The organism is Neorhizobium sp. DAR64862/K0K3 (assembly GCF_050500185.1).
Lineage (GTDB): Bacteria > Pseudomonadota > Alphaproteobacteria > Rhizobiales > Rhizobiaceae > Neorhizobium > Neorhizobium soli.
Genome location: NZ_CP191449.1, coordinates 2,025,426 through 2,042,868 on the forward strand (window position 1 = coordinate 2,025,426; position 17,443 = coordinate 2,042,868).

16 protein-coding genes are annotated in these 17,443 nt (G+C 61.8%); 11 read left to right on the forward strand and 5 right to left on the reverse strand.

Going from position 1 to position 17,443, the window contains the following annotated elements; translation table 11 throughout:
- Positions 1 to 28: 28 nt before the first annotated feature.
- Both ACQY1L_RS09900 and ACQY1L_RS09905 read left to right on the forward strand, forming a co-directional pair.
- Positions 29 to 307, forward strand: coding sequence for a hypothetical protein (locus ACQY1L_RS09900; protein WP_430240778.1), 279 nt, complete (start codon positions 29 to 31; stop codon positions 305 to 307).
- Complete coding sequence (locus ACQY1L_RS09905; RefSeq protein ID WP_430240779.1) at positions 304 to 732, forward strand: type II toxin-antitoxin system VapC family toxin; 429 nt, start codon at positions 304 to 306, stop codon at positions 730 to 732. Before ACQY1L_RS09900 ends, ACQY1L_RS09905 begins: the two co-directional genes overlap by 4 nt.
- Here the strand turns inward: ACQY1L_RS09905 and ACQY1L_RS09910 are convergent, their stop codons facing one another.
- Positions 733 to 1,707, reverse strand: coding sequence for a lysylphosphatidylglycerol synthase transmembrane domain-containing protein (locus ACQY1L_RS09910; RefSeq protein ID WP_430240780.1), 975 nt, complete (start codon positions 1,705 to 1,707; stop codon positions 733 to 735).
- 155 nt (positions 1,708 to 1,862) lie between these two features.
- Here ACQY1L_RS09910 and ACQY1L_RS09915 point away from each other — a divergent pair, with 155 nt between their 5' ends.
- The gene (locus tag ACQY1L_RS09915) at positions 1,863 to 2,888 is read left to right on the forward strand and encodes a glycosyltransferase family 2 protein (protein WP_062580229.1); all 1,026 of its coding nucleotides are present in this window, start codon (positions 1,863 to 1,865) and stop codon (positions 2,886 to 2,888) included.
- 150 nt (positions 2,889 to 3,038) lie between these two features.
- A complete protein-coding gene (locus tag ACQY1L_RS09920; RefSeq protein ID WP_430240781.1) occupies positions 3,039 to 4,592 on the forward strand; it encodes an ArnT family glycosyltransferase in 1,554 nt (517 codons plus the stop codon).
- Positions 4,593 to 4,594: 2 nt separating this feature from the next.
- On the opposite strand, the gene ACQY1L_RS09925 is transcribed toward ACQY1L_RS09920, so the two are convergent.
- Positions 4,595 to 5,962 (reverse strand): aspartate aminotransferase family protein, encoded by a 1,368-nt coding sequence (locus tag ACQY1L_RS09925; RefSeq protein WP_430240782.1) that lies wholly within the window; start codon positions 5,960 to 5,962, stop codon positions 4,595 to 4,597.
- Positions 5,963 to 6,055: 93 nt separating this feature from the next.
- Here ACQY1L_RS09925 and ACQY1L_RS09930 point away from each other — a divergent pair, with 93 nt between their 5' ends.
- Both ACQY1L_RS09930 and ACQY1L_RS09935 read left to right on the forward strand, forming a co-directional pair.
- Positions 6,056 to 7,390 carry a glutamine synthetase family protein gene (locus tag ACQY1L_RS09930; protein ID WP_430240783.1) on the forward strand — a complete coding sequence of 445 codons (1,335 nt, stop codon included), beginning with the start codon at positions 6,056 to 6,058 and terminating at the stop codon, positions 7,388 to 7,390.
- A 150-nt stretch (positions 7,391 to 7,540) separates the two neighbouring features.
- Positions 7,541 to 9,787 carry a mechanosensitive ion channel family protein gene (locus ACQY1L_RS09935; RefSeq protein WP_430240784.1) on the forward strand — a complete coding sequence of 749 codons (2,247 nt, stop codon included), beginning with the start codon at positions 7,541 to 7,543 and terminating at the stop codon, positions 9,785 to 9,787.
- A 29-nt stretch (positions 9,788 to 9,816) separates the two neighbouring features.
- Here ACQY1L_RS09935 and ACQY1L_RS09940 read toward each other — a convergent pair whose 3' ends face one another.
- The gene (locus tag ACQY1L_RS09940; RefSeq protein WP_092661778.1) at positions 9,817 to 10,776 is read right to left on the reverse strand and encodes a diacylglycerol/lipid kinase family protein; all 960 of its coding nucleotides are present in this window, start codon (positions 10,774 to 10,776) and stop codon (positions 9,817 to 9,819) included.
- Positions 10,777 to 11,027: 251 nt separating this feature from the next.
- On the opposite strand from ACQY1L_RS09940, the gene ACQY1L_RS09945 reads away from it, so the two are divergent.
- The 3 genes from ACQY1L_RS09945 to ACQY1L_RS09955 all read left to right on the forward strand — a co-directional run bounded on the left by ACQY1L_RS09945 (position 11,028) and on the right by ACQY1L_RS09955 (position 13,932).
- Complete coding sequence (locus tag ACQY1L_RS09945) at positions 11,028 to 12,275, forward strand: MFS transporter (RefSeq protein WP_092661776.1); 1,248 nt, start codon at positions 11,028 to 11,030, stop codon at positions 12,273 to 12,275.
- A 116-nt stretch (positions 12,276 to 12,391) separates the two neighbouring features.
- Positions 12,392 to 13,408: a zinc-binding alcohol dehydrogenase family protein gene (locus tag ACQY1L_RS09950; RefSeq protein WP_430240785.1), complete on the forward strand. Its 1,017-nt coding sequence runs from the start codon at positions 12,392 to 12,394 to the stop codon at positions 13,406 to 13,408.
- Positions 13,409 to 13,515: 107 nt separating this feature from the next.
- Positions 13,516 to 13,932, forward strand: coding sequence for a DoxX family protein (locus ACQY1L_RS09955; RefSeq protein ID WP_062453419.1), 417 nt, complete (start codon positions 13,516 to 13,518; stop codon positions 13,930 to 13,932).
- A 93-nt stretch (positions 13,933 to 14,025) separates the two neighbouring features.
- Here the strand turns inward: ACQY1L_RS09955 and ACQY1L_RS09960 are convergent, their stop codons facing one another.
- Entirely contained in the window at positions 14,026 to 14,643 is a 618-nt protein-coding gene (locus ACQY1L_RS09960; protein WP_062453420.1) for a L,D-transpeptidase, read from the reverse strand.
- A gap of 194 nt (positions 14,644 to 14,837) precedes the next feature.
- Here ACQY1L_RS09960 and ACQY1L_RS09965 point away from each other — a divergent pair, with 194 nt between their 5' ends.
- Together ACQY1L_RS09965 and ACQY1L_RS09970 are read left to right on the forward strand one after the other, a co-directional pair.
- A complete protein-coding gene (locus ACQY1L_RS09965) occupies positions 14,838 to 15,035 on the forward strand; it encodes a type II toxin-antitoxin system VapB family antitoxin (protein WP_062453421.1) in 198 nt (65 codons plus the stop codon).
- Positions 15,032 to 15,388, forward strand: coding sequence for a VapC toxin family PIN domain ribonuclease (locus tag ACQY1L_RS09970; RefSeq protein WP_430240786.1), 357 nt, complete (start codon positions 15,032 to 15,034; stop codon positions 15,386 to 15,388). The genes ACQY1L_RS09965 and ACQY1L_RS09970 overlap by 4 nt, the downstream gene beginning before the upstream one ends.
- Positions 15,389 to 15,523: 135 nt before the next feature.
- Here ACQY1L_RS09970 and ACQY1L_RS09975 read toward each other — a convergent pair whose 3' ends face one another.
- Positions 15,524 to 17,200, reverse strand: coding sequence for a 4Fe-4S dicluster domain-containing protein (locus tag ACQY1L_RS09975; protein ID WP_430240787.1), 1,677 nt, complete (start codon positions 17,198 to 17,200; stop codon positions 15,524 to 15,526).
- Positions 17,201 to 17,443: the final 243 nt, after the last annotated feature.

Below are 17,443 nucleotides of genomic sequence, written 5' to 3' on the forward strand. Positions count from 1 at the left end.
ATACACTCCTGCGTGCATGGAGGCTGCAATGCGCGCGACATCGACAGTCAATGACGACCTACTGATTGAGGCGAAGGAAATCATCGGCCTGCCCGAAACGGCAACCGTCGAGGACGTGCTTCGCCACTTCGTGGAAGGTGAGCGGAGGCAGCGTGCCCTGAACCCTCTGGAGGGCACGGGATGGGACGGTCCCCGCCACAGCCGTCCAACATTTGAGACGCTGGCGGAAGAATTCCGCAGGCTGACGGCAGACCGTGACCACACGCCATCGGAAATGCTGCAGCGCGAGGGACGCAACGAGCGATGACCCTTTACGTGGTCGATGCGAGCGTCGCCGTCAAATGGGTCGTCGAAGAACCCGGCACCCAGCAGGCTATGGCCCTTTTGAACCGACACGAGTTGGCGGCGCCTGATCTCATTCTCGCGGAGTGCGCCAACATATTCTGGAAAAAGGTCTGGCGCCGGGAGTTGTCACTGCCGGAGGCACGGTTTGCCGCTCTGATGATCGAGGGATCGGATCTGCAACTTCGGGAAATGCTGCCGATCTGGCTGTCGGCGATCGAGCTTGCCGCGCAGATAGACCATCCCGCCTACGATTGCCTGTATCTGGCCCTTGCCCAACGTGAAGGGCTGCAATTCGTGACGGCCGATGAAAGCCTTGTGCGCAAGCTGGGTCAGAGTACCGATCGGGCGGTAAGGAAGCTGGCTGTTCCTCTTTCGTCTTTCGCCTGATCAATCCCCCCTCTTCGGCCGTGCCGCCAAAAGCGACAATGCGGTGCCGACCAGTGACGAGACGATGACGAGGATATGGGTGTTGACCGCAGCCTTGCCGAGTTCCTCCAATGCCATCCCACCCGCATCCGCTCCGAAGGCTAGCGCGCCGGCGGTAATGCCGGCGGGATAGGTGCCGACGCCGGCGGGTGCGTGGACGGGCAGTACCGATGACAATTCACCACCGAGCGCGCCGCCGAATCCCGGACCGACCGAGAGCCCGCCGAGCAGGCCGAGGACCCAGGCAAGAACCGCGATCTTGGTGAACCAGTTGACCAGTGTTGCGCCCCAGGCCCGAGCAAAGGCGTTTGCATCAAGCGGCAGTCCGGCCTTGATCTCGTCAAGCAGCGTCTTCCCCTTCGCCGGCAGCAGCTTTTCCGCGAGCTTGAAGGCATGTCCGCGCAAGGCGAAGGCGAGTGCCGGCAGGATGAGAAACGATGCCCACAGCGCCCAGCCCCAGAGTGCACCCGTCGCGCCACCTGTCTGCAGCACGAGCCCGATGCCGGCGGCGGCCAGCAGGGCGTGCAGATCGAACAGCCGCATGACGAGAAGTGCTGCCGTTGCGCGGGTGAGAGAAACGCCGAACTCGCGCCGCATCAGAAGCGGGAAGCTTGCTTCGCCCGAGCGGAAGGGCAGCATGATGTTGAGAAGGTTGTGGACCTGCACGAGCCGCAGCAACGTGCCGAAGCGGCCGCCGGTTTCGTGCGGGAAATAATCGTAGATCCGCCAGGTGCGCAGCACATAGGTCGCAAGCAATAACGCGAGCGCTAAAGCAGCCGTTCCCCACCCGGCGGCGCTCCATAATGAAACGACCCTGCCCCAGCCCCAGACATAGTGGATGAAGGCGGCGTAGAGGGCCACGATCGCAACTGTGCCAAGCGTCATGGCGTGGCGAATTATCCACGGTCTGCGGCTGGAAACCGGAGAATTCTTCATATATCAGGGGGCCCAATACGAGGTTTCGGGTCAAGCATTAAGACCAAGGCGCAGAGACTGCGGCCGCCATGACGGCGGATCGTCACGCCCGAGGTTTCCCGAGTTTCTAGGAGAAACACAAGGTGCGTACAACAGCAAGTTCGGCGGCCGGCACGATCGATGGCACGCTTGATGGTACGATCGGCACCGTTTCACCGGTCGAACTCTCCCTCGTCGTGCCGCTCTTCAACGAAGAGGAAAGCGTCGGTCCGCTGATCGAGCGGATCTGCGCCGCCATGGCCACCTATCCCTCGGCATGGGAACTGATCCTGGTCGACGACGGAAGCACCGACGCGACGATCGCCAATGCGAAGCTTTCGCTGTCGCGTTCGGGTCTCATCCTGCGGATCATCGAGCTGCAGCGCAATTTTGGACAGACGGCAGCGATGCAGGCCGGTATTACCGAGGCGCGCGGCCGGCTGATCGCGACGCTCGACGGCGACCTGCAGAACGACCCCAAAGACATTCCTTCGATGGTCGCCGAACTCGAGCGACGCGAACTCGACCTGCTGGTCGGCTGGCGCAAGAACCGCCAGGACGGGCTGTTCCTGCGCAAGGTGCCTTCCTTTATCGCCAACCGGCTGATCGGGCGCATCACCGGCGTCCGCCTGCATGACTACGGCTGCTCGCTGAAGATCTATCGCTCGGCGGTCATCAAGCAGGTCCAGTTGATGGGCGAGATGCACCGCTTTATCCCGGCCTGGGTTGCGGGCGTCGTGCCGAGCTCGCGGATCGGCGAAATGCCTGTCACCCATCACGCCCGCCAGCACGGCGTTTCGAAATACGGGATCTCGCGCACCTTCCGCGTCATTCTCGATCTTCTGTCGGTGATGTTCTTCATGCGCTTCAAGGCGCGGCCGGGGCATTTCTTTGGATCGCTCGGCCTTGGCCTCGGTGCGCTTTCGGCTCTGATCCTGTTTTACCTGTTCATCGACAAGTTCATTCTGGGCAACGATATCGGGACACGTCCGCTCTTCATGATCGGGGTGATGCTGTTCCTGTCCTCGGTGCAGATGATCACCACCGGCATCCTCGCCGAAATGATCGCCCGCATCTATTACCGTGACGGCGCGTCGCTCTCCTATATCGTCAGGGCAGTCCACGAGGGTGTCGCCTCGAGTGACGCTACGCCGCAGCCGTGACACACTCAGCGATATTCTGAAAAAACAAGTCGAAAGGGCCGCCAGCACGCTGGCTTGCCGCTTGATCTGCGGGCACGGCATGATACGCCAGACAGACAATCGCGCCTGAATTATTCAGTCTTCGTCACCGGCGGACCTGGAGAAAACCTTTTGCATAGCCTTGAGGGTTCACATTTCTCCACTGTCAGGGTCTCCGCGGACCGGCTTTCCCGCGGCCGCACGTTTTTCACGGTCCTGGCGCTCTATTTTCTGGTGAATATTGGGGTCCGTCTAATTCTGCCGCATGCGCTGGAACTAGACGAAGGCGAACAGGCCTATCTGTCGCAATGGCTGCTGGCCGGATACGGCACCCAGCCGCCGATCTACAACTGGCTGCAATACCTCGCGGTTCATCTCTTTGGCATGTCGATGCCGACCTTGTCGGGACTGAAGAACCTGCTTCTGTTCGGCGCTTACGGCTTCTATTTCCTCGCTGCCCGACAGGTCTTGAAGGACAAGCGCCTCGCAGTGGCGGCGGTGCTCGGTCTTTTGACCATCCCGCAGGTCTCGTTCGAGGCGCAACGGGACCTCAGCCACACCGTGGCGGCGATCTTCGGCAGTTCGCTCTTCCTGTTTGCGCTGTTCAGGCTTTTATCCGTTCCGACGCTTGCCTCGTTCCTTCTGTTCGGGCTCGCCACGGGAATCGGCGGAATGACCAAGTACAACTTTGTCCTTCTTCCGCTGTGCGCGATGCTTGCAGTGCTGATGGAAAGCCGGTTTCGAGACCGGGTCCTGGACTGGCGCATCCTTTTGAGCGGTCTGGTGGCGCTGCTTGTCGTTGCCCCGCATGCCGTCTGGCTGCTCGACAATTTCGAGGCGGCCAGCAGCCGGTCGGTGGACAAACTCATCAGCGCTGACGCCGGTACGCTCGCAGCGATCTCCCGCGGACTGCGATCTCTGCTCCTGTCATCGACCGGGTTCATGGCCCTCACCGCAGCGGTGTTCGCCATCTCGCTGCGTGAAATGCTTTCGACGGTCATGAGGGCCGACGACGACTGGAGCCGGCTTGCCGGTCGCATCCTGGCATTCGTGATGGCCGTCCTTTTGGGCATGGTCCTGTTCGGCGGCGTGGATGACGTGCGCGACCGCTGGCTCACGCCGCTGCTGCTGATTCTGCCGCTTTACCTGACGCTGAAGATCGACGCAGCCGGGATCGACATATCGATGCCGCTCAAGCGCCTCTGGGTCACTGCTGCGGCGATCATGGTGATTGTTCCCCTGATCCTGTTTGGGAGAGTGGCGATCGACCCTTTCACGCGCAACTACGGTTACGTCAATATTCCTTTCGACAAGTTGGCGAAGCAGATAAAGCCGGAACTCGCAACCGATGGTTCCGACCCACGCTCGGTGCTGATCATTGCCGCCGATGGGCATCTGGCCGGAAATATGCGTTTCAACCTGCCCGATACGACCGTTGTCGTCTCGCACCAGCCGGCCGGCATGGTGACCACGGCAGTCTCCGCCTACCGCAAGGCAGTCTTTGTCTGGCGCCGCTCGGATGGCACAGTGCCGGACGGGTTTCAGGCCGTCTTTAGCCGCTATTTGAAGACGCAGGGGCTCGAAGGGCTTTCGGCTAACCCGGTCATCCTGCGCTTTCCCTACTCCTGGGGACACGAAGGCGACCAGTACCCATTCGCCATGGCAGTTGTCGATCTGCCGGACTGACCCTATTCCGTCACGGTTTCTGCGAGGTGATCCAGAGCCTTTGACAGCGTTCCGACCATTTCGTCGACTTCCCCGCGGGTGATGGTGAAGGCCGGCGATGCCAGCATGCGGTCTGCCGTAGCGCGCATGATCAGCCCGTTTTCGAGGCAGTGGTTGCGCACAAGCGACCCGATATCGTCGGGTTTGGCATAGCGCCGCCGGGTCGCCTTGTCGGCTGCAAGCTGAAGGCCGCCGATCAACCCGACGCTATCGGCCTGTCCGACGACCGGATGCGCCTCAAGGCTTTTCCAGCCTTTCGCAAAATAGGGTCCGATATCGTCGCGGATCCGTTCGACCAGACCTTCGTCTTCGATGATCCGCAGGTTTTCGAGCGCGGCTGCTGCGGCCACCGGGTGGCCCGAATAGGTGTAGCCGTGGAAGAAGTCGCCGACCTCGTTGACCATCACATCCGCGACCCGGTCGGAGACCAGCACGCCGCCGATCGGCAGATAGCCGGAGGACAGGCCTTTCGCGATCGGCGCGAGATCGGGCTCAAAGCCGTAATGCTGGTAGCCGAACCAGGAGCCGAGCCGGCCGAAGCCGCAGATGACTTCATCGGACACGAGCAGAATGTTGCGCGCCTTGCAGATGCGCGAGATCTCCGGCCAGTAGGTATCCGGCGGAATGATCACGCCGCCGGCGCCCTGGATCGGCTCAGCGACGAAGGCGGCAACCTTGTCTTCGCCCAGTTCATCAATCTTGGCTTCAAGCTCGCGCGCTGCTTGCAGGCCGAATTCCTCCGGCGAAAGATCGCCACCCTCGGCATACCAGTAGGGCTGGCCGATATGGTGGATGCCGTCGATCGGCAGGTTGCCCTGTTCATGCATCAGCTTCATGCCACCCAGCGAGGCGCCGGCGACCGTCGAGCCGTGGTAGCCGTTTCGCCGCGCGATCACGAGCGTCTTTTCCGGCATGCCGAGCGCTTTCCAGTAGACGCGAGCCATGCGGAACCAGGTGTCGGTGGCCTCTGATCCGGAATTGGTGAAGAACACGCGGTTCATGTGCGGCCCCGCATGCGACGCGATCTTCTGGGCAAGCAGAATGGCGGGCGGCGTCGTGGTGCCGAAGAAGCTGTTGTAATAGGGCAATTCCTGCATCTGACGGTAGGCAGCGTCCGCGATGGACTTTCGGCCATAGCCGACGTTGACGCACCAGAGGCCCGCAAAACCGTCGAGATATTTCTTGCCCGTCGAATCGCAGATATGGCGCCCCTCGGCCCGTTCGATGATTCGCGTGCCCTTGGCGTTCAGCTCTTTCATGTCCGAAAACGGATGAATGTGGTGGGCGGCATCGATCGCGGCGAGATTGGAGATCGTCGGCTTCTCGTTCATGCGGTTTCCCTCAGGGCTTAGACGCGGCTCAGATTGTGCGACCAATTCTTATCGGCTACCAACGAGGCAGCGCAACCATCGAGATGATGCTTCATGACCGAGACCGCAGCCGAGCCCCATATCGAAATCATGCTGGTCGGCATGAACGGCGACCTGCGCGGCAAACGCATTCCGATGACGGCCGAAAAGAAGATCTGGGACGGGACGGTGCGGCTGCCCTCCTCCACCCAGTCGCTCGATATCTGGGGCTGCGACAATGACGAGCTGACCGGGCTTTCGATCTCGATCGGCGATCCCGATGGGCTCTGCATTCCCGACCGCCGCACCCTTGCGCCGATGCCCTGGGGGCCGCCGGGCTCGAAGCAAGTGCTTGCGACCATGCACGAGATGGACGGGCAGCCGAGTTTCATGGATCCGCGTGCGATTCTGGCCGGTGTGCTTGAGCGTTTTTCGAAGCTTGGGCTTACGCCGGTCGTGGCGACCGAGCTCGAATTCTACGTGCTAGAGGATGACTGGCGCGAAACCGGACGTCCGCGGGCGCCGGCAAAACTTGCCTATCGCGGCGAGCCGAACGGTTTCCAGCTCTACGACATGGGCGCAGTCGATGCGCTCGACGGTTTCCTGCAGACAGTGCGGACATGGGCGCATGCCCAGGACCTGCCGGCGGATGCGACGACGGCCGAATTCGGGCCCGGCCAGTTCGAGATCAACCTTCTGCACCGCGGGGATGCGCTGGCGGCGGCCGACGACTGCATCTGCCTCAAACGCATTGTCGAACAGGCGGCCAGAAAGCACGGATTGAAATCCACCTGCATGGCGAAACCCTATTCGGATCATGCCGGGTCCGGCCTGCATGTGCATGCCAGCATCATCGATGCCGACGGCGATAACATTCTCGACGCCAAGGGCGGCGACCCTGCGAAACTGCGATCCGTCACCGCCGGCCTGCTCAACACAATGCGTGATGCGCAGCTCGTGTTTGCGCCCTTTGCGAACTCCTACAGGCGTTTTCAGCCCGATTCGTTTGCGCCCGTCGATATCGACTGGGGCTTCGGCCATCGCGGAACGGCAGTCCGCATTCCGGACGCGAACGGTCCCGCCGCGCGCATCGAGCACCGCGTTGCCGGTGCCGATGCCAATCCATACCTGCTGCTGACCGCCATTCTCGGCGGCATGCTCCTAGGGCTCGAAGCGGATCTCGATCCCGGTCCGGCAACGGAGCCCGGCCAGAAACCCCCAGCTGACGCCAAACGCCTCACCCATGATTTCCTGACCGCGGTCGAGGATTTTGCTGCCTCGCCTTTCATCCAGGACGTGTTCGGAAAGCGATACCAGACGCTCTTCGGCGACACGAAGCGCAAGGAGGCGATCACCTTCCTGCGGACCGTCAGCGACTTCGACTACCAGACCTATCTGCCTCGAATCTAGGATCCAGCATCCATCGGCGGGCGGCTGGCGGAACGACGATCTTCGCCATATGATGGGAACCTGCCTGCGAGCCTGCAGGGGTTGCAAAAGGACGTCAGGCGCCACGCGCGGCGCGGACGGGCAAGGGCCGCTTGGCCGATGGAGACGCTGATGCCGTTCTGCCGAGCTGCCGCAGCAGCCTTTCTCGGCCTTCTCCTGACCGCATCTCCGATGTGGTCGCAAGACGCGCCGCTGACCGTCGTCCTGAAGCCCGGTCAGACCGCTGCCGACGTGCAGCAGGTGCTGGATCTTGCGGCCCGCACGGGCCGACCGCTGACGGTTCAGGTGGAGACCGCGACCACAACCACCGGCGCCGCTGCATACCCCGCGACCTCCGCATCGGACACGACCTCTGGCACTGCCACCGCAACCAGCGCCGATACGATGCAGATGACGCCGGAAATGGAAGCGGCCAACATGGGCATGGCCAGCTGGGAGCGGTTTTCGGATGCCTCGTCCCAAGGTTTCACGACGGCGATTGCGGGGCTGCAGGCCCTGTCCACCATGGTGGGCATGACGACCACGCATCTGGATGCCGAGGGCATTGCGAACGGCCGGATCGCGATGGTGGCGCTGCTTTCGCTTTTGGCGGGCGGCGCCGCGGCGCTTAGCGTTCGGCTCCTGTTTGCGCAGTTGCTGCGACACAGCCATTTGCGGGCCCGTCACATCGCCGGCAAGTTCCGCCGCTTCTTCAAGCGCCTGGTCGGCGATCTGCTGTCGATCGCGATTTTTCTCGGTGTCGCCCGGTGGGTCCTGCTGACGATGCTCGCGGATACCACGGCTGCCTTCCAGGTCTGCCAGGCCGCCATTGCCTTCGCCCTGATCCTGCTTGTCTACATGGCGGTGGGACGGTTTCTGTTTCGGCCCGATGAGAGCGGCGAAACACTGTTCGCGATCAGCAATCCGCAATGGCATTTCCATATGCTCACCGCCTATGGCGTGATCACCGCCCTGTTTGGTGAGACCATGCGGCTGTGGAACTGGCTGGGCCTGGACCGGGCCTCGCTCGACGGGTGGTTCCTGATCGGCGGCACCCTGCTGACGCTGCTCAAGCTAACCTGGTTCTGGGGCGGCCGCGCCGGCATCCGCGCTGCGTTCAAGGGCTCAAGCCCGGGCCCCGTCCGGCGCGTCATCGGCAACTTGCTTCCGGATTTCTATGTCGTTTCGGCCATCTTCATCTGGTTCTTCGGGTCGGTCATCATCGGCTCGCCGGACAGTGCCCGCTGGAGTTTCGCGGCCGGCTCGACTCAGGTCATCCTGCTGCTCCTGCCGGTGTTCGCACTCGGTGCCCACCACGTGGTGGACGAGTTCGCGCGGCACTGGGAAACCACCCATGGGGCGGGCCTTTGGTCATCCGTGCTCGCCAGCCTTCGCGTGGTGTGCTCGGGCGCTGTGTGGATCGGCGGCCTCCACCTGATCACCGCGCTCTGGTGGCCGCTGATGACCAGCGGCGGCGACATTGCGACCGGCTGGATCCTCTGGCTGGAGCGGCTGAGCTTTGCCGTGGTCGCAAGCTGGGCCGTCTACACGCTGGTGTGGAAATACGCCGAGACGATCGCCCCACCGCAGACCGTGATGCTGCCCGGCCAGGAAGACGAGCAAGCGGACAAGAAGCAGACAAGCCGTCTGACGACGGCGCTGCCGGTGATCCGCAACCTGGTTCTCGGTGCGGTTCTCGCGGTCGGCTCGCTGATCGTCCTCAGTTCGCTTGGCATCAACGTGGCGCCGCTGCTGGCCGGGTTCGGAGTGCTCGGGCTTGCGCTTTCGTTCGGGTCTCAGGCGTTGGTGAAGGACGTCGTTTCCGGCATCTTCTTTATTGTCGACGATGCCTTCCGGATTGGCGAGTACATCGATACGGGCAAGCTGCAGGGGACCGTGGAGCAGATCACCGTGCGCTCCGTGCGGCTGCGCCATCACAACGGACCCATCCACACCATTCCCTTCGGGCAGATCAGCTCCGTCACCAATTTCAGCCGCGACTGGGGAACGATCAAGTTCCAGCTCCGCTTCGAGCGCGACAGCGATGCCGAGACCATCCGCCGTGCCGCCAAGAAGGTGGGGCTGGGCATGCTGGAGGATCCGGAATTTGGGCCGCAGTTCCTCATTCCGCTGAAGATGCAGGGTATCCAGGACATCACCGAAACGGCGATGATCGTGCGCTTCAAGTTTACCTGCCTGCCCGGCAATCCGGGCATCCTGAAGCGCGAAGCGATGACGCGGCTGCTGGCCGCCTGCAAGGCCGCCGGCGTGCAGCTCGCATCCAATGCGGTGACGGTGCGCTCGAACGGAGCCAATTCCGTCGATATCGAAGCCGCCGCCGCCGGCACGCCGCCACCGCTGACGTCGATCGCTGTCTGAGCGTTCGACATTGCCGCGTTCAGCGCCGATCAGACCGTAGACGGTTCCGGCGACATATTCGCAGCGGCATTTTCGCGTCCTGCGGCCGTATTCTGTCCGGGAACCAGAACCTTCAGCTCGCCGGCATGGATCTTCAGCGTCACGTCCCGCTTCATCGGCAGGAGTTCGCCATCGATGACACAGCTGACGTCGCGGCGGTGGCGAGGAAAGTGCAGTTCGAGTTCTGTTGCCGTCATCGCCGTGACCGCGGCGTTTTCCTTGAGCTTGCCGCGCAGGATGTCGAAGGTGAGTTTTGCGACCCCGGACGGCTTCATCGGTTCGGCGAGGTAGAACCCAAGATGGCCGCTGGTCAGGTCATCGGCAAACATCAGAGGATCGGTGCCAAACTCGTTGTTTGAGACCGAGATGGCCGACACCTTGCGCGAAGTGCGCTTGCCATCGACGACATATTCCATCTCGAATTCCGGCGGGTTGAACATGACGCCGATTGCAGCCCTTGCGCTTGCCCGCATCTTGCCGAGCCTCGAGGCAAAATTCATCGAGTTGCGGTAGCGCACCATCCGGGCATGCAGGCCTGCGGAAAACTGGTGCACGAAGCTTTTTCCGTTGGCGCTGGCGATATCGATCGCTTCGGGCGTGCCCTCTGCCAACGTGTCGAGGACTTCCCAGATGTCGAGCGGCAGTTTCAGCGAACGGGCAAACAGGTTCATCGTGCCGGCCGGCACCACGCCGAGAACGATACCGCTTTTCCAGGCAATGCCCGCCGCCGCGGAAATCGTGCCGTCGCCACCGCCGGCGATCAGTCCTTCGACGCCGGGCATCGAGGCTGCCTTTTCCATCGTCTCGACGACCTTGTCGCCGGCAACAACCTCGCACTCGATCTCGTGGCCGGCAGCCCGGAAGGTCTTCAGGGCGTGGTCGCAGTAAGCGTCCATATCCGTGGTTCGGAAAGTCCCGCCATCGCGGTTGAAAACGGCATGTAGTTTCATCGACAAGGGACCAGGTGCTCGAGGGCGGCGGATAAGGACAGGGTGGAAAATGGTGAGGCCGCGGCAGATATCAACGGCACCGCATGGCGATTGCACGATTGTGGTACAGTTGGTTTTTGTCAAAAGCCTACCGCGCTGCACAATCACGTGCTAATCTGCTGTCAATTCAACTGCCTCAAAGCCCCATCATTTGCTCCCGGACGCGCTCGCTTCGAGCCGTACCCGTCCGCTTTTTCAACAGATGCGATACCATGACAGACACCGCAGTCCGACACGTGCCCGATGCCAAGGCCAACACCAGACCTGACGACAGCATCCCGAAAACCAGCCTTTCCCCCCTCGCCGTCCTTCTGATCGAATTCGCGCTTGCCGTCGGCGGCTTCGGGATCGGTACCGGCGAGTTCGTCATCATGGGCCTGCTGCCGAATGTGGCGGAGACGTATCAGGTCAGCATCCCAACGGCGGGCTATGTGATCAGCGCCTATGCGCTGGGTGTGGTGATCGGCGCGCCGATCATCGCAATTCTATCGGCCCGGCTGCCGCGCCGCACGCTGCTTCTGGCTCTGATGGGTGTCTTTGCGGTCGGCAACATCCTGTCGGCGATGGCGCCAAGTTTCTGGAGCTTTACCGCGCTGCGCTTCGTCACCGGCCTGCCGCACGGGGCCTATTTCGGGGTCGCCTCGCTGGTGGCCGCCTCCATGGTGCCGCCCAACAAGCGCGCCCGCGCCGTCGGCCGCGTCATGCTGGGTCTGACGATCGCGACGCTGCTCGGCACGCCGCTTGCCACCTTCATGGGCCAGATGCTGTCCTGGCGCTCCGCCTTCTACCTTGTCGGCTTCATCGGTCTCCTGACCGTGGCACTCGTCTGGTTTTTTCAGCCGAGGGACAAGGTGCAAGAAGGCGCCAGCATTCGCCGCGAACTCAGCGCATTCGGCAAGACACAGGTCTGGCTGACGCTCGGCATTGCCTCGGTCGGTTTCGGCGGCATGTTTTCGGTGTTCAGCTACATCGCCTCCACCACGACGCAAACGGCCGGGCTTCCGGTCACCATGGTGTCGATCGTCATCGCCCTGTTCGGCATCGGCATGAATGTCGGCAATATTGTCGGCTCGAGGCTTGCCGATATTTCGCTGAAGGGCACGATCGGCGGAACGATGGTGTTCTACGTGGCCGTGATGCTGGCCTTTGCGACCTTCGCGCATATCCCTGTCATGCTCTATATCACCGTCTTCCTGGTCGGCTGCGGATTTGCCTGCGGCCCGGCGCTGCAGACGCGGCTGATGGATGTGGCCGCCGACGCCCAGACGCTGGCGGCCGCTTCCAACCATTCGGCCTTCAACATCGCCAACGCACTCGGTGCCTGGCTCGGCGGGCTCGTCATCGCCTGGGGCTGGGGTTTTCAGGCAACCGGTTATGTCGGTGCGGTACTTTCGCTGATCGGGCTCTGCGTCTTCAGCGTGTCGGTCGCTCTGGAACGTAAGGCAAAGCCCTCAGCCTGAGCCAGGAAAGTGCTGGCTCGGTAAAGCGTACCGGCGCTCGTCTGCGCCGACTTGCCGTTGCCGTCGTTACGCGCGATGTATCGTCCTCGATGCCCTGAGCTTGACGAGGAGATTCCATGCGCGCTGTCGGTTTTAGCGAAAACCTGCCGATCACATCCGAAAACGCCCTTCTCGACATCGAGCTGCCGGAGCCCGAGGCCAAGGGGCGCGACCTGCTGGTCGAGATCAAGGCCGTGTCGGTCAATCCTGTCGATACCAAGCAGCGCCGGTTGCAGCCTGTCGAAGCCGGCCAGTACCGCATCCTCGGCTTTGATGCAGCCGGCGTGGTGCAAGCGGTCGGGCCGGATGTGAAACTCTTCAAGCCGGGTGACGAGGTGTTTTACGCGGGCGCGGTCAACCGTCCCGGCACCAATGCGGAACTGCATCTGGTCGACGAGCGGATCGTTGGCAAGAAGCCTTCCATCCTCTCCTTTGAGGAGAGCGCCGCCCTTCCGTTGACCGCCATCACTGCCTACGAGACGCTGTTTCACCGGATGAAGGTGCAGGACAAGGTGGCGAGCGCCTGGAATGCGGTTCTGGTCATCGGCGGCGCCGGTGGCGTCGGCTCGATCGCCATCCAGTTGCTGCGGGAGCTGACCGACGCGACGGTGATCGGCACCGGCTCGCGGCCGGAAACACAGGACTGGATCCGCACGCTCGGCGCTCACCATGTTCTCGACCATTCCAAGCCGCTGGCAAAACAGATCGCCGGGATGGCGATCGGCAACCCCGCCTTCGTGTTCTCGACGACGGAAACCTCCGATCACATCAACGACATTCTGGAGATGATCGCGCCGCAGGGGCGACTGGGGCTGATCGACGACCCGAAGGAGCCGATCGATATCCGCCGGTTCAAGCGCAAGGCTTTGTCGATCCATTGGGAGACGATGTTCGTTCGGCCGGTGTTCCAGACCGCCGACATGATCGAACAGTACAAGCTGCTCAATCATGTGTCCGAACTGGTGGATGCCGGCAAGATCCGCACGACGCTGTCCGACGTGATCGGCCCGATCAATGCTGCAAACCTCAAGAAAGCCCACGCCAGGATCGAAAGCGGCACAACGCGAGGCAAGCTGGTTCTGTCCGGCTTCTGACCACGCAGCAACACACACCCCATAAGGTGTATCGATAAAAACTTACACCTTATCACGTTTGTCGTTTGGAGCTATGGTCCAGGCGGGTACGCGCAAAGGGGGTTCTTATGGCGACATCGCAGTCCAATACATTCGGAAATCCGCTGGATATCGTGACCGGGTCCACATGGTTCGGGTATCTGGCCCGAGCCGTCCTGACGTTCATGTTCTGGGGAAGCGGGCTTTCCAAGCTCATCGATTTTCCGGCCGGCGTCGCGGAGATGACGCAGTTCGGGCTGGAACCGGCATTCGCCTTCAACGTGGCCGTCATTATCACCCAGCTGGTGGGTTCGGCGCTTATCATCCTCAACCGCTGGACCTGGCTCGGTGCCGGGGCGCTCGGCGTGTTCACGGCGCTGACGATTCCGATCGTCCACCATTTCTGGACGATGGAAGAGCCGTTCAAGACGCTAGAGTTCTACGTGGTGATGGAGCATATCACCGTGATCGGCGGCCTGATGGTCGTCGCCTGGAAATCACGCTGAAGGGTAATCAGGTCCACCCATAACATCCACATGCGAAAAGGTCCGCCGCCACGACAGTGACGGCAGGCTTCTTACGGATGGCTGCGGCTTGGATCAGGCACTCGCCTGGATGACGACGACCTTTGCGCCGACCTGGACGCGCTGGAAAAGATCGATGACGTCGTGGTTCATCATGCGGATGCAACCGCTCGACATCGCGTGACCGATCGAATCCGGCTGGTTGGTGCCGTGGATGCGGAAATGCGTATCGTTGCCGCCGCGGTAAAGATACATCGCACGTGCGCCGAGCGGGTTGTTAGGGCCTCCAGGCATGCCGCCTGCGAGCGCCCGGTAGCGCGGTTCGCGGCGCTGCATGTTGGCCGTCGGCGTCCAGGTCGGCCATTCGGCCTTGCGGCCCACATAGGCGTTTCCGGAGAGTGCAAGACCGGCGCGGCCGACACCGACGCCGTAACGGATCGCCCGGCCGCCGCCGAGGATGTAGTAGGCCCGGCGCGCAGGCGTATCAACGACGACGGTACCCGCTTCGTAGGAGCTGACATAGTCGACTTCGGTCCGGCGCAGTTCGGGCCTGATCCGATCGATTGGCACCGGTGACAAGGGGAAAGCCTCGCCTGGAAGCGCCGCATAGTTGCGCTGTTCTGGATAAGTGGAAGCGCAGCCGGCCAGCAGAAGCGGCAAACCGACCAGCAGGCCGCGACGGGAAATCGACATGAATGTGTCCTTGGCGAGTCGAGAAGATGACCAAGAATTACGGATATTATGGTTAATGAAGTGATAAGGCGGGTGCGGATCGAGCGAGTTCAATGGCGTATTTGCACCGACAACACTGTGCACGCCCACAGGCGCACGCGACTTTGTTAAGCGCATCATCTGGATGTTATTTTTCATGCGAAGGGAGACTGACCATGCGAACGACGATCACCATCGATGATGAACTGCTTATCGATGCGAAGGAACTGACCGGTCTTCAGGAGACATCGGCGATCGTCAAGAAGGCGCTTACGCTTCTCGTTCAAAACGAAGCTGCACGGCGCCTTGCTCTTCTGGGCGGAACGGAACCAGACTTCAGATCAGCGCCCCGCTGGCGGCCGGACGAGCAGTGATTCTGGTCGATACAGTCATCCGGGCCGACCATCTCGGCAAACCAGACCCGAGGCTGATTGCTCTGCTGGAGAATGGACAAGTCTGCACTCATCCGCATGTGATCGGGGAACTGGCGCTGGGGAACATGCGCCAATACGATGTGATCATCGGCTATCTGCATCGGCTGCCGAAATCCGTAACAGCGTCAGATGCGGAGATTCTGGCAATGATACGGACACAGAAACTGTCCGGCTCAGGTATCGGCTATTGTGACGCGCATCTCGTGGCGTCTCTGTTGTTGACGCCGGATCTGTTGCTTTGGACACGGGACAAGCGGCTGAACGCTGTCTCCCACCGGTTCGGCCGTGGCTGAACCTCAGTCTGAAGCGCTCCCAGCAAACCTGCGCAGCGATTTGCAGCCGGGACTGTGCGGAGGCGCCTCTCTAGATCGCTGTGCGTCCAATTGAACGCACAGCGGTTGCTCTGGTCTCCCTCGGCACCTCAAGGATCACATATTCTGATACACCGGCCCCTCGCCGCCCTGTGGCGGGACCCAGACGATGTTCTGGTTGGGGTCCTTGATGTCGCAGGTCTTGCAGTGGACGCAGTTCTGGGCGTTGATGACGAAGACTTCTTCGCCGTCCCTCTCCACCCATTCATAGACCCCGGCGGGACAGTAGCGGGTGGAGGGCCCCGCATAGACTTCGAGCTCGGAGCGCTTCTGCAGGTCCATATCCTTGACCTTGAGATGTACCGGCTGGTCTTCCTCGTGGTTGGTGTTGGAGAGAAACACCGAGGAGAGACGGTCGAAGGTCAGCACGCCATCGGGCTTCGGATAGTCGATCTTCTTGTGCTGTGCCGCCGGCTCCAGGCTTTGCGCATCGGTCTTGCCGTGCTTCAGCGTGCCGAAGAACGAGAAGCCGAACAGCTGGTTGGTCCACATGTCGAGACCGCCGAGCGCGACGCCGAGACAGGTTCCGAGCTTCGACCAGAGCGGCTTGACGTTGCGCACGCGCCTGAGATCAGTGCCGATCGCCGTCTGGCGCCATTCGTTCTCGATCTCGACCGGCTCGTCATTGGCGCGGCCGGCAGCGATGGCGGCGGCCAGCTTGTCGGCGGCGAGCATGCCGGAGATGACCGCGTTGTGCGATCCCTTGATGCGGGGCACGTTGACGAAGCCGGCGGAACAGCCGATCAGCGCGCCACCCGGGAAGGACAGTTTCGGCACCGACTGGTAGCCACCCTCGGTAATCGCACGCGCGCCGTACGAAAGGCGCTTGCCGCCCTCGAACGTGCCGCGGATGGCCGGATGCGTCTTGAAGCGCTGGAATTCCTCGAACGGATAGAGATAGGGGTTCTTGTAGTTGAGGTGGACGACGAAGCCGACTGCGACCGTGTTATCCTCCAGGTGGTAGAGGAAGGAACCGCCGCCGGTCTTCATGCCGAGCGGCCAGCCGAACGAGTGCTGCACGAGGCCCTGTCTGTGGTTCTCCGGCTTGACCTGCCACAGTTCCTTGATGCCGATGCCGTATTTCTGCGGCTCGCGATCCTTGGCGAGATCGAATTTCGCGATCAGCTGCTTGGCGAGCGAGCCACGCACGCCTTCGCCGATCAGCGTGTACTTGCCGAGCAGTTCCATGCCGCGGGTATAGGCAGGACCCGGTTCGCCGTTCTTCTCAATCCCCATGTCGCCGGTTGCGACACCGATTACGGCACCCTGGTCATTGTAGAGCACTTCGGCGGCAGCAAAGCCGGGATAGATCTCGACGCCCAGCGCTTCGGCCTTTTCGGCGAGCCAGCGACAGACGTTGCCGAGCGAGACGATGTAATTTCCGTGATTGTTCATCAGCGGCGGCATGGCGAAGTTCGGCAGGCGGATCGAGCCGGCAGGACCGAGCAGCAGGAACTGGTCGTCGGTTACTTCGGTCTTGAAGGGATGGCCCTCTTCCTCCCGCCAGCCGGGCAGGAGCGCATCAATGCCCGACGGATCGACCACGGCGCCTGAAAGAATATGCGCACCGACTTCGGCGCCTTTTTCCAGAACGACCACCGTCAGATCCGGATTGACCTGCTTCAAGCGGATCGCAGCCGACAGGCCTGCCGGGCCAGCGCCAACGATCACGACGTCGAACTCCATGCTTTCACGTTCGGGAAGCGGGTTGGCGGAAAGGTCTTGGGCGTCCATTGCAAACTCCGATGCCGGCCCCTCGCCGGCGCAGTAGGTCTGTTTCTGTCTTGTCAAAAGCGATCCCGCTTGTCGAGGCGCGAAAACGTCTTCCGGCTTGTCATTCGCGCAAAGCACGCTTCCATTTTCTCAACTTACGTTGACGTACACGTAAATACTGGTTCTGGCGCCAAAGGCAAGTTCTGGCTTTCGCCACTGTTATACCAAAGCTATAAAGCCCCGGCATCCAAATGACCGGTCCAG

Excerpts from the sequence above, each read along its gene's own strand:
- ACQY1L_RS09900 (WP_430240778.1), top strand. The coding sequence starts at position 29 with ATGCGCGCGACATCGACAGTCAATGACGACCTACTGATTGAGGCGAAG.
- ACQY1L_RS09905 (WP_430240779.1), top strand. The coding sequence starts at position 304 with ATGACCCTTTACGTGGTCGATGCGAGCGTCGCCGTCAAATGGGTCGTC.
- ACQY1L_RS09910 (WP_430240780.1), bottom strand. The coding sequence starts at position 1,707 with ATGAAGAATTCTCCGGTTTCCAGCCGCAGACCGTGGATAATTCGCCAC.
- ACQY1L_RS09925 (WP_430240782.1), bottom strand. The coding sequence starts at position 5,962 with ATGAACGAGAAGCCGACGATCTCCAATCTCGCCGCGATCGATGCCGCC.
- ACQY1L_RS09930 (WP_430240783.1), top strand. The coding sequence starts at position 6,056 with ATGACCGAGACCGCAGCCGAGCCCCATATCGAAATCATGCTGGTCGGC.
- ACQY1L_RS09935 (WP_430240784.1), top strand. The coding sequence starts at position 7,541 with ATGCCGTTCTGCCGAGCTGCCGCAGCAGCCTTTCTCGGCCTTCTCCTG.
- ACQY1L_RS09940 (WP_092661778.1), bottom strand. The coding sequence starts at position 10,776 with ATGAAACTACATGCCGTTTTCAACCGCGATGGCGGGACTTTCCGAACC.
- ACQY1L_RS09945 (WP_092661776.1), top strand. The coding sequence starts at position 11,028 with ATGACAGACACCGCAGTCCGACACGTGCCCGATGCCAAGGCCAACACC.
- ACQY1L_RS09950 (WP_430240785.1), top strand. The coding sequence starts at position 12,392 with ATGCGCGCTGTCGGTTTTAGCGAAAACCTGCCGATCACATCCGAAAAC.
- ACQY1L_RS09955 (WP_062453419.1), top strand. The coding sequence starts at position 13,516 with ATGGCGACATCGCAGTCCAATACATTCGGAAATCCGCTGGATATCGTG.
- ACQY1L_RS09960 (WP_062453420.1), bottom strand. The coding sequence starts at position 14,643 with ATGTCGATTTCCCGTCGCGGCCTGCTGGTCGGTTTGCCGCTTCTGCTG.
- ACQY1L_RS09965 (WP_062453421.1), top strand. The coding sequence starts at position 14,838 with ATGCGAACGACGATCACCATCGATGATGAACTGCTTATCGATGCGAAG.
- ACQY1L_RS09975 (WP_430240787.1), bottom strand. The coding sequence starts at position 17,200 with ATGGACGCCCAAGACCTTTCCGCCAACCCGCTTCCCGAACGTGAAAGC.